8 protein-coding genes are annotated in these 9,162 nt (G+C 69.1%); 1 reads left to right on the top strand and 7 read right to left on the bottom strand.

What is annotated here, in order from left to right:
* Positions 1-476, bottom strand: a 476-nt coding sequence (locus tag HV824_RS32940; RefSeq protein ID WP_176425026.1) for an alcohol dehydrogenase catalytic domain-containing protein, incomplete at its 3' end; no start/stop codon positions are given.
* Positions 477-625: 149 nt separating this feature from the next.
* Between HV824_RS32940 and HV824_RS32935 the strand changes: the two genes are divergently transcribed.
* Positions 626-1,633, top strand: coding sequence for a lipase family protein (locus HV824_RS32935; RefSeq protein ID WP_176418681.1), 1,008 nt, complete (start codon positions 626-628; stop codon positions 1,631-1,633).
* A gap of 60 nt (positions 1,634-1,693) precedes the next feature.
* Here the strand turns inward: HV824_RS32935 and HV824_RS32930 are convergent, their stop codons facing one another.
* From HV824_RS32930 to HV824_RS32905, 6 genes are all read right to left on the bottom strand, one after another.
* On the bottom strand, positions 1,694-2,884 hold the full coding sequence (locus tag HV824_RS32930) for an alpha/beta fold hydrolase (RefSeq protein ID WP_176425025.1): 1,191 nt from the start codon (positions 2,882-2,884) through the stop codon (positions 1,694-1,696).
* 2 nt (positions 2,885-2,886) lie between these two features.
* Positions 2,887-4,548, bottom strand: coding sequence for a hypothetical protein (locus HV824_RS32925; protein WP_217917945.1), 1,662 nt, complete (start codon positions 4,546-4,548; stop codon positions 2,887-2,889).
* A 206-nt stretch (positions 4,549-4,754) separates the two neighbouring features.
* The gene (locus HV824_RS32920; protein ID WP_217917944.1) at positions 4,755-5,390 is read right to left on the bottom strand and encodes a hypothetical protein; all 636 of its coding nucleotides are present in this window, start codon (positions 5,388-5,390) and stop codon (positions 4,755-4,757) included.
* Between the two features lie 102 nt (positions 5,391-5,492).
* Positions 5,493-7,070 (bottom strand): long-chain fatty acid--CoA ligase, encoded by a 1,578-nt coding sequence (locus HV824_RS32915; RefSeq protein WP_255208527.1) that lies wholly within the window; start codon positions 7,068-7,070, stop codon positions 5,493-5,495.
* Positions 7,071-7,078: 8 nt separating this feature from the next.
* On the bottom strand, positions 7,079-8,074 hold the full coding sequence (locus HV824_RS32910; protein WP_176425023.1) for a 3-oxoacyl-ACP synthase III family protein: 996 nt from the start codon (positions 8,072-8,074) through the stop codon (positions 7,079-7,081).
* Between the two features lie 9 nt (positions 8,075-8,083).
* The gene (locus HV824_RS32905) at positions 8,084-8,821 is read right to left on the bottom strand and encodes a TetR/AcrR family transcriptional regulator (RefSeq protein ID WP_176418676.1); all 738 of its coding nucleotides are present in this window, start codon (positions 8,819-8,821) and stop codon (positions 8,084-8,086) included.
* Positions 8,822-9,162: the final 341 nt, after the last annotated feature.

Raw genomic sequence — 9,162 nt, 5'->3', positions numbered from 1 at the left:
CCACCCACCCCGCCCGCCGCCGAGTGCACCAACACATGGGCGCCTGGGCGCGGGTGCGCCAGCTCGAAGAGCGCGTAGTACGCGGTGAGGAACACCGTGGGGAACCCCGCGGCCTGCTCCATGCTCAGCCGCGCGGGCAAGGTGAACACCTGGTGACGGGGCACGGTGACGTGGGTGGCGTACCCACCAAAGCGCGTCACACCGAACACCCGCGCGCCGGGAGCCAGGTCCTCCACCCCTTCGCCCACGGCCTCCACCCGGCCGGCGAACTCGAAGCCCGGGGTGATGGGCCACCCCACGTACTCCGTCGCGGAGGCGTACAGCCCCATGCGAATGACGCAGTCCGCATAGTTCACCCCAATGGCCTCGGTGGCCACCCGGACCTCCCCGACTCCAGGTGAAACCTGATTCACCTCTTCAAGGTGGAGCTGCCCGTACCCACCTGCCTTGCGGATGACGACCTTGCGTGCGCGCATACCCCGTTGAGTACCACGCGACGCAGCGCGACAACGTCCATGCACGTCCACTCGACGGAAGACGCTCGCGGGAGATGTCTCTAGACTGTGTATCGCGCTCGAGGACAGTTCCTGTTCCGGACGCGCTCTCCAAAAACAAACATAGGAGCATGCCCATGCGTCTGAGGCCTTCGCTGTATCTCGCGAGCACGCTGCTGCTTGGCATCACCACCGGCTGCGGCGAGGACTTCGCGGCCCACGAGGAGGCGCTGGGCGAGGTGGAGGCCGCGGCGGTCTCCACCTCCGGCGCCACCACGCACTTCCGCAACTGGCTGTCGTCCAACGGCTACAACAGCTACGACTTCGTCCGCGCGGACCTCAAGGGCGGCAGCTACGGCGGCAAGGCCAGCGCCTCCGACACCGTGACGAGGCAGCCCGTCATCTTCATCCACGGCAACTCGGACAAGGCGGTGGGCTCGGGCGTCTTCGGCCAGACGGGCTGGACGAACTCCATCGAGTACTTCCACTCACGGGGCTACAAGACGAGCGAGCTGTACGCGACGACGTGGGGCCCGGCCAACGCGCTCCAGTCCGCGAACCAGTACCACTCCAAGCAGAACGTGATGAAGGTGCGCAAGTTCATCGAAGCGGTGAAGGCGTACACCGGCGCCTCGAAGGTGGACATCATCACCCACTCCATGGGCGTGACCCTGGCGCGCAAGGCCATCCTCGGTGGCACGGCCCACGACGCGGCGGACGGCGGCAGCTACAACGTGGGCGCGTCGCTCACGTCCTCGGTGGACACCTTCGTCGGCATCGCCGGCGCCAACCTGGGCCTGACGTCTTGTTACATGTCCGGCCCGTCGACGCCCACCTGCGGCGCCACCAACGGCCTGTACCCGGGCTACCTCTACTGGGGCAGCGTCACCGGCCGCTCGGCGTACCTCAATGACCTGCGCTCCAGGAGCGGCTACGAGGGCGCCTACCGCTACGCCCTCTACTCCACGGCGGACGAAATCATCGGCTACGACGGCATCGTCTACGGCGAGTACACGTCGCGCATCCCCGGGCAGACGGGTGAGAAGCGCTACACCGGCTACCCCTACGGCCACTTCAACTCGAAGGACCTGACGGCGGAGGTCCAATACGGGATGGTGGTCAACCACACCATCCCGTAACCGGCTCCACGCGGGCGCCTCCACCCGCGCATCCGGGGTGGAGGTGCACCGGGCAGCGCGCTACGGCTGGGGCAGCACGCCCGGCGTCGGCTCGCCTTCCTGGCCCGGCGTGGGCGGAGGCAGACTGTCCGGCGTGAGCGGCTCGGATGCCGGCGCGGGCGGAGCCTCCGGCCGCGGCGCCTCCTCCTCCGCGGGCGCGGACGGCGCCTCGATGCGCTCCGCCGCCACGTCGCGGACGAAGGCGAAGGCCGCCTCGTTGAAGCGCTCCGCGCAGTCGAGCTGCACCGTGTGCCCGCACCCCTCCAGCGCCACCAGCTTCGCGCCGGGGATGTGAGACGCGCCGTACTCCATGATGCCGCGCGCCTCGCCGCCGTGGAGGAAGGGGCTGGGGATGAGCCGGTCATCCGTGCCGTAGATGATGACGGTGGGCACGGTGACGCGGTGCAGGTTGCCGCGCACGAAGTCGTTGTTGGACAGGCCCCGCACCGTGCGCACGTTGGCGTAGGCGTAGGCGTCGAACTCGGGCGACTTCGCCAGCCGCACGCGCTCCTCAATCAGCCACTCCAGCTCTGGCCGCCAGTGCATGAAGTTGGCCTGGCGCACGCTGCCCCAGATGCTGGCCTCCGGCGCGCTCTTGATGAACTCGGAGCTCATCACGCGCGCGAACCACTCCTTCTCCCGCCAACTGAACTTCTCGAAGCCGGCGGGCGACGCCAGCACCAGCCCACTGAGCGACGCCGGGTAGCGGATGGCGAAGGAGAGCGACGTCTGCCCGCCCATGGAGTGGCCGGCGAGCACGGGCTTGTCCAGGCCCAGGGTGTCCACCAGCTCCAGCACCGCGTCCGCCATGGCCTCCATGGTGTACGGGAAGCTGCCGGGCTTGTCGGACTTGCCGTAGCCGGGCAGGTCCACCGCGATGACGCGGTAGCCCTGCTGCTGGAAGGCGTCCAGCTGCGCCCGCCAGAACTTCAGGTACGAACCCAGGCCGTGGATGAAGACGACGGCCTTCGCGTCCGGGCCGCTGCCGGGCATGTCGACGTAGGCCATTTCTGGCACCACGGCCATGCCGTACTGGTTCGCGGTGCGCGGCAGCGCCAGCCGCTTCACCGGCCAGGGCTGCTTCGAGCCCTCGGAGGTGTAGTCCAGGTCCTGGAAGGAGAGCGCGGGCTGCTGCGCGAACGAGCGCACGCAACCGCCGGAGGAGAGCCCCGCCGCGAGGAGCAGGGCCGTGAATGCGCGGGAGGTGCTCATGGTCAGAACGCGTACCAGGTGAAGGTGGTGAAGACGGAGAAGGGGTTGGTCCGGATGGTGGGCGAGCCCTCGTAGAAGCTGCCCCGGAACAGGTAGCCCGCGTGCAGTCCGGCCGTCATGAGGTAGCGGATGTGGTAGCGCAGCTCCGCGTTGACCTCGGTGCCAATGTACCGGCCGCGCTCGACCTCGGGCGTCCACCGCGCGGGCGTCGCGTCGGAGGTGGCGGTGCCCACGCCCAGCTTGAGGTTCAGCTTGTTGGGCACCATGTCCCACGCCGCGGTGGCGATGGCCGCGCGCATGCCGTAGCCCTGGTTGGAGATGTCCGTCACCGCGCCCGTGTAGTTGTTCACCGTGCTGGTGAACGGGAACAGGATGAGCATCTTGTGGTTGAACCACACCGCGCCCGGCAGGCCGTACTGGTTGAGCGTGAAGGCGCCGGTGTAGCGGCTGTCGGAGAGGTCGCTGTCACCGGTGGTATACATGCCCTCCAGCGTGAGCATGTCCGCGGACCCGCGGCCCCACTGGTACATCAGCTCCAGGTTGGCGGAGAGGCCGGAGATGGTGAGCTCGTCCAGGGCGGAGCGCTCCGGGTCGTCGCTGACGTACTTGCCGCCGTTGTACATGACGAAGCCGGACGCGCCGAACCGGCCCGTGCGGAAGTCGATGTTGTGGTTGAAGTTGGCGCCCGCCCAGAAGACGTTGCCCGTGGGCCGCGCGATGTCGAAGCGCGCCGTGCCCGTGAAGGTGTTGAGGCCCGTGGAGGACGGGCCGCTCTTCACCAGTCCCTCGAAGGCGTAGGCGTCCCCCTTCGTCTGGTCATTGAGGAACCACAGCGACAGGCCCACGTTGGTGTTGGGCCGCACCGGGTACACGTAGTCACCGGTGATGAGCCAGATGTACTTCAGGCGCGGGTCGTTGCGCGTGGCCTTGTCTGCCTGCGCGGTGCCCAGCGGCAGCAGGCTCAGCTTGGCCAGGCCCTTGTAGCCGCTGAAGAGGGAGAGGCCCGTGGCGTCGCTGCCCAGGAAGCTCATCTTGTAGCCGGTGCGGGTGATGTCCGACAGCGGCGTGCGCGTGGGGTCGTAGACGTTGTCGTAGGCCGGCTGCGTGCCCACCAGCAGCGTCAACTGCCGCGGGTTGCGCGTGGGGTACAGCGCGACGTTGACGTTCTTCGTCTGGATGTTGACCTGGTCGGCGTTGAAGCCGCCGCCCTCGTTCTGCTGGAGCGCGTTCGCGGAGCGGCCCCACATGTAGTCGATTTCGAACTGGGCCCGGAAGGAGGCCAGCCCGTCCACGAAGTGGGGGCTGTACTCCAGCACCGGAATCCACCGCTGCTCGATGAAGTACGCGGACAGGCCGGGCTCGGCGCGCACCGCGCTCCCCGCGGGCAGGCCGATGGGGCCCAGCGCCACGCCGCGGAGGCCAGCCGGGTCGCCCACCTGGTTCTGCACCGACACGCGCGTGAAGAAGTAGTTGATGAGGCTGAACTCGCGCGGCTTCGCGTCCTCGTCGCGGTTCGCCTCGTCGTTCCACTCACCGAAGTAGAGGCCGGGGACCGGCGTGCTCTGCGCCGCCGCCGAGAGCGACACCCCCGCCAGCGCCAACGCCAGGGCTCCCGCGGACCGCCGCGCCGCCCTGCGTGCCTCGGACAACCACCACCGTGCCATAAACACCTCGGCCCCGTGCGCGGGGGCGCTCCCAGCCTTCCGGCCGGACTGCGAACGTCTGCGTGCTCGACTCGCTCCGTGGCCCGCGGACCGCCCGCCTCGCGAGGCCGTGCTCCACCCCTGCGCCCGCGCCACACGGCGACCGCCGGGCGCGGGCCCCACACGGAAGGGAGGAGGAGCACGCCTCCCTCCCGGCGGGTTTCACACTAGCTGCCGCTGATGACGTAGCTCTGCACCGCGCTGCCCTCGAATGGACGGCTCTCGCCCGCGATGACCTGGTTCACCGTGGCCGAGCCCACCGCGCCCGCCGCGCAGTTGGCGCCCGTGGCGCCGCCCTCGAAGAAGAGCTCCAGGTCCAGCCGCCGCTGGTCCGCGGAGAACGAGCCGCGGCCCACCTGCCGGAAGCCCGGGAAGGAGAACACGACGTCGAAGCACTCGCCGTCCGCCGACACGTTCTCGATGCTCACGACGGTGGAGGTGAAGGACAGCGCGTTCTGCGGCAGCTCCGGGTTGCAGGTGCCGGTCTGGCCCGCCTGCGGCGCGCCCTCGATGGTGCCCGGGATGCTGTCCACCCGGAAGTTGCCGCCCTGCACCGACATGGTGACGCTCTGGTAGCACTGCGAGCTGGCGCCGAAGTTGACGTCCTCGCTGAAGCCGTTCGGATGGGTCGGGATGTCGTCCCCGGTCATCGTCAGCGTCTTTCCTTCCAGGAACGTCAGGATGCCCTGCGACGTGCTCAGGTTGGGGGTGTTGTCGGGGCCGTTGTCGATTGGGTCGCTCTCACCACAGCCCACCAGGGACAGCGCAGACGTCATCACCGCGGACAGCAGCATCTTCTTCATGGGTTGCTCCTCTTCCTCCGGCGGGCATCGCCGGGCTGACGCGACAGTCAACAGGCAGCGAGCCACCGTTGGCGTGGCCCGTCCTTCAAGGTGCCTTCACGCTCAATGACGCGAGCGGTCCCGGTCCGCGGCCACGGCCGCGTCGCGGAGCTCGCGCTTGAGAATCTTTCCGGCCGCGGAGATGGGCAGGCGCTCCAGCAACTCCACGCGCTTGGGCACCTTGAAGCGCGCCACGCGTCCCCGCAGGTGCTCCAACAGCGCCTCCGACGAAACCTTCCCGTCCGGCTTCAACACCACGAAGGCGCGGCCGACCTCGCCCCACTTCTCGTCGGGCACGCCCACCACGGCGCACTGGGCGACGGCGGGGTGCTCGTACAGCACGGACTCCAGCTCCAGCGGGTAGATGTTCTCTCCGCCGGAGATGAACATGTCCTTCTTGCGCCCGGCGATGGTGAAGAAGCCGTCCGCGTCCATGCGCGCCAGGTCGCCGGTGTGCAGCCACCCTTCCGGGTCAATGGCCTCGCGCGTGGCGGCCTCGTCCTCGAAGTAGCCGGAGCACATGGAGGGCCCCTTGAGGAGCAGCTCGCCCACCTCGCCCGTGGGGACCTCCCGGCCGTCGTCATCCACCAGCTTCGCGGCGATGAAGTAGTTGGGCCGGCCAATGGAGCCCGCCTTCGACACCGCGTACTCCGGCCCCATGCTGAAGAGGCCCGGGCCGAACTCCGTCATCCCGAAGCCCTGCTTGAAGGGCACCGGGTGCACCGCCTGCCACGCCTGGATGAGCGGCACCGGCAGCGCCGCGCCGCCGCTGGTCATGAAGCGCACGGAGGAGAAGTCCGTCGTCTTGAAGCGCGGCGACTCCAACAACTGCTGGTACTGCGTGGGCACCGCGAAGAAGAGCGTCACCTGCTCCTGGGGGATGAGGTCCAGCAGCGCCTCCGGCTCCCACCGGCGCATGAGGACGACGGTGCCGCCCACGGTGAGCAGCGGCAGCGTGTACACGAGCAGCCCGCCCGTGTGGAACATGGGCGTGTGCGTCACCGTGACGTCGCCGGGCCGCACCTCGTGGACCAGCGTGTTGAGCGTGTTCCACGCCACCATGCGGTAGCTGACGCGCGCGCCCTTCGAGCGCCCCGTCGTCCCGCCGGTGAAGATGAGACAGAGGATGTCCTCCTCGGACACCGCGTCCTGCGTCACCGGCGCGCCCGGCACGTGGGCCAGCGCCGCCGAGTAGGCGTCCGCGCCCGGCAGGCCTCGCGACTCCAGGGCCACCAGCCGGGGGCCGCCGCCCAGGCGCTCGCGGACGTCCGCCACGGTGTCGCGGAAGTCGTCGCCGAAGAGGAGCACGCCGGGGCGGATGGAGCGCATCAGGTCCGCCAGCTCGGCGGCATGCAAGCGCCAGTTGAAGGGGACGAAGACGGCGCCGAGCTTCGCGCAGGCGAACAGCGCGTCCAGGTACTCCACGCCGTTGTGGGCCACGAGGCCCACCCGGTCCCCCTTCTTCACGCCGGCCACGTCGCGCAGCCAGCCGCCCAGCGCGGTGGCGCGCGTGTTCATCGCGCGGTAGGTGAAGCGGCCCGCGGCCCCACGGGACGGGTCCACCACCGCGACGCTGTCGGGCCAGTAGAGGGCGCCACGGCCCATCCAGTCACCGATGAACATGTGCGCGCCCTCCGTCATGGCGTGGCTCAGGCCGTCCAGCGGTAGAGGGCGGAGGCCATGGCGAGCCCGCCGCCGCTGGCACACAGAGCCACCAGGTCGCCGCGCTTCACCTTGCCCTGCACCACCGCGTCATCCAGCGTCATCGGGATGCAGGCCGAGCCCGTGTAGCCCCACTTGTCCATGGTGTAGTGGGCCTTCTCCATCGGCTGGCCCAGGATCTTCATGGTGGCTTCGATGGTGCGCAGGTTGAGCTGGGTGAAGACGAACTGCTTCACGTCATCCAGTTGCAGCTTCTGCCGCTTGAGGAGCTGGTCCAGCAGCATGGGCCAGCGCTCGGTGTTGAACGTCGCGGGGAACTTGCGGACGAACTGCACCGCGGGCTTGCCGCCCGTGAGCTCCAGCGACTCGGCGGTGGCCGGGCGGTGCGTTCCACCGGTGTAGACGCCGAGCGCGTCGTGGTACTCGCCGTTGGCCAGCAGCTTCGCGCCCATGAAGCCGGGCGTGTCACCCGCGCCCAGCACCACCGCGCCCGCGCCGTCCGCGAACAGAGTGGCCGTCTTCTTGTCCTTCCAGTTGATGTAGCGCGACATGCCGTAGGCGCCCACGACGAGGATGCGCTGGTAGCTGTCATCCGCGGCGATCGTCTTGGAGCCCACGTCCAGCGCCGTCACCCAGCCCGCGCACGCGCAGTTGAGGTCGTAGGTGCCGGCGTTCACCGCGCCCAGCTTCGCCTGCACCACGGAGGCGGTGGCGGGGCTGAGGTAGTCCGGGGTGTCGGTGGCGATGATGATGAGGTCCAGTTCCTCCGGCTTCGTGCCCGCGCGCTCCAGCGCCTGGCGGGCGGCGCCCACGCAGAGGTCGGAGGTGGCCTGGTCATCCGCCATCATGTGGCGCTCGCGAATGCCCACGTTCTGCTGGAGCCACTCATCCACCTTCTCACCGAGAATCTTCTCGACGTCAGCGTTGGTGAGGACCTTCTCGGGGACGTAGCGGCCAGTGGAGAGAATCTGGGCGTATCGCATGGGTGTTCGTCAGCTCCGGGCGCCGCGCGCCGGTCGGCGGGCGGAACGCAGGGTGTTCTTCTTCGGGGTCTTCGATTTCGGCTTCGGCTTTGGCTTCGAAGCGGCGGAGGACTTCACGGTGTTGCGGCCCGTGGACGCGCGCGGGTCCAGGCCGTGGGAGATGAGCGTCATCGCGGTGTCGAGCACGCGCTCGAGCCCGGGGTCCTCCTCCCAGAGGACCCAGCGCATGCCGAGGAAGTCACTGATGCCCATGAGGCAGTAGGCCAGCGCCTCCGGGTCCATGCGCCGCACCTCGCCCGCCTCCATGGCACGGGTGAGCCCGCTCACGTAGCCGCGAGCGAAGCGGTCGTAGTAGCGGCGGTAGCAGGCCTCATCCACGAACTCCGCCTGGCGCACCACGCGATAGAGGTTGGGGTGCTGCCGTACGAACTGGAAGAAGGTGCGCAGGCCCTGACGCTCCACGTCGACGCGGTGCTCACAGTCGGCCACGGACTCGGCGATGAGCCGGCGCAGGCGCGTGCCCAGCTCGTCCACGACTTCGACGAAGATGGACTGCTTGTCGGGGAAGTAGACGTAGAACGTCCCGAGCGCCACGCCACCCTTGCGCGTGATGTCCGCGATGGAGGCGCGCTCGTAGCCCTTCTCACCGAAGACCGACTCCGCGGCCTTCAACAGCTTCGCACGCGTCTTCTGGCCTCGCGGCGTGACGGGTCCGGAGCGGTCTTGAGAAGCTGAAGCCCGATTCATGTTTCACCTAGCGGTAGCACCCGACAGAGAGGGTGTCAAAGCACGGTCGATGGCTCCGCGCGTCAAAGCGCACATACGACGCGGAGCGTCAGCGCGCGTGTCGCGCCAACGACAGAAGAGCCTAGCGTGAATGTGCGCCTCCGCGCGTCCCGAGTCGCGGTGCGGCATGGTGCTCCCGCGCTGGGGGTGCGGCGCGGGCACGGCGTGCCGCATCATGCTCGGTCCGTGCGGCCGAGGGCGACCGGGCGTGCTCCGAGCGTAGGGACGAGCAGGGCGCTTCGCGAGGCTGCGACTCCCGCGTCCAGGCCCGCCGCCCCGCCCCGGCGCTTCGACTTCCAGCC

The organism is Myxococcus sp. AM009 (assembly GCF_013372605.1).
In the GTDB taxonomy this organism is placed as follows: domain Bacteria; phylum Myxococcota; class Myxococcia; order Myxococcales; family Myxococcaceae; genus Myxococcus; species Myxococcus vastator.
The sequence above is the reverse complement of the archived record's forward strand: the minus strand, read 5'-3'. Positions and strand labels throughout refer to the sequence as shown.

Coding starts and splice junctions, on each gene's coding strand:
- HV824_RS32935 (WP_176418681.1), top strand. CDS start 626: ATGCCCATGCGTCTGAGGCCTTCGCTGTATCTCGCGAGCACGCTGCTG.
- HV824_RS32930 (WP_176425025.1), bottom strand. CDS start 2,884: ATGAGCACCTCCCGCGCATTCACGGCCCTGCTCCTCGCGGCGGGGCTC.
- HV824_RS32925 (WP_217917945.1), bottom strand. CDS start 4,548: ATGGCACGGTGGTGGTTGTCCGAGGCACGCAGGGCGGCGCGGCGGTCC.
- HV824_RS32920 (WP_217917944.1), bottom strand. CDS start 5,390: ATGAAGAAGATGCTGCTGTCCGCGGTGATGACGTCTGCGCTGTCCCTG.
- HV824_RS32915 (WP_255208527.1), bottom strand. CDS start 7,070: ATGACGGAGGGCGCGCACATGTTCATCGGTGACTGGATGGGCCGTGGC.
- HV824_RS32910 (WP_176425023.1), bottom strand. CDS start 8,074: ATGCGATACGCCCAGATTCTCTCCACTGGCCGCTACGTCCCCGAGAAG.
- HV824_RS32905 (WP_176418676.1), bottom strand. CDS start 8,821: ATGAATCGGGCTTCAGCTTCTCAAGACCGCTCCGGACCCGTCACGCCG.